The organism is Burkholderia sp. MSMB1072, from assembly GCF_001524725.1.
Classification (GTDB): Bacteria; Pseudomonadota; Gammaproteobacteria; order Burkholderiales; family Burkholderiaceae; genus Burkholderia.
The window spans coordinates 1-920 of the sequence record NZ_LOYC01000073.1 but is presented as its reverse complement, the minus strand read 5'-3'; the positions used below and the strand labels follow the sequence as shown (position 1 = coordinate 920).

The 920-nt window shown below is 70.3% G+C and carries 1 pseudogene; it reads right to left on the bottom strand.

What is annotated here, in order from left to right:
* Positions 1-920 (bottom strand): annotated as a pseudogene (locus WS89_RS31475) (adhesin); the annotation flags it as partial.

The following is a 920-nucleotide window of genomic DNA, read 5'->3' as shown; positions in this document are numbered from 1 at the left end:
GCGAGCCCCGTGATCTGGCGATTGCCGACGTTCACCTCGCCGGCCGACGACTGCGGGCTGCTCAGCCCGTACGCGACGTAGTTCGTCAGCGCGCCGACCGTGGTCAGCGAACCGGCGCCCAGCGCCACGCTGTTCGCGAACGTCGCCGATGCGCCGGCGCCGAGCGCAAGCGCATCGGTCGCCGAGCTACGCGCACCCGAGCCGAGCGCGACGCTGCCCACGCTGACCGCCACCGCATTCGCACCCTGCGCGACCGACTGCGCGCCCGTCGCCGTCGCGCCGCTGCCCAGCGCGATCGCGTCGGCCTGCGCGGAACTCGCCGCCTGGCCGATGGCGACCCCGCCCGGCGCCGTCTGGTCGACGATCGCGCCGTTGCCGATGCCCACGCCGTTGTCGCCGTTGACGACCGTCGTCGGCCCCACCGCGACCGATTCCGCGCCGACCGCGAGCGAATCCGCCGCCGTCGAGTTCGCGTGGAAGTACTTCTGGCCGGTGACCGCGAACGACTGCAACGCGCCGGTCAGTTGCCGCACCGTCACCGCGTCCTGCTGGCCGGTGCCGTCCGCGACGTTGGTGATCTGGCGGTACGTCTTGTTCGTCGCATCGCCGACCGATACCGCGCCGAGCAGCGTCTGGTCGGTCGTGTCGAACGGGATCGACGCAGTGCCGTTGCGGAGGATGCCCGACGACGGCACCGTCGCGCGGTCGGCCACCGAACCCGAGCCGAGCGCAATGCTGCCGTCCACCTTCGAGATCGCGTTCGGGCCGATCGCGACGCTGTCGACGCCCACCGCCTGGCTGTCGGGTGCGGTCGAATTCGCATGGAAGTACTTGATGCCATGCGCGTTGATGTTGTCGATCGCCGAGCCGACGTTGTTGTTGATCGTGGTCGAACCGTCGCTGTTGTACGTCACGTACGA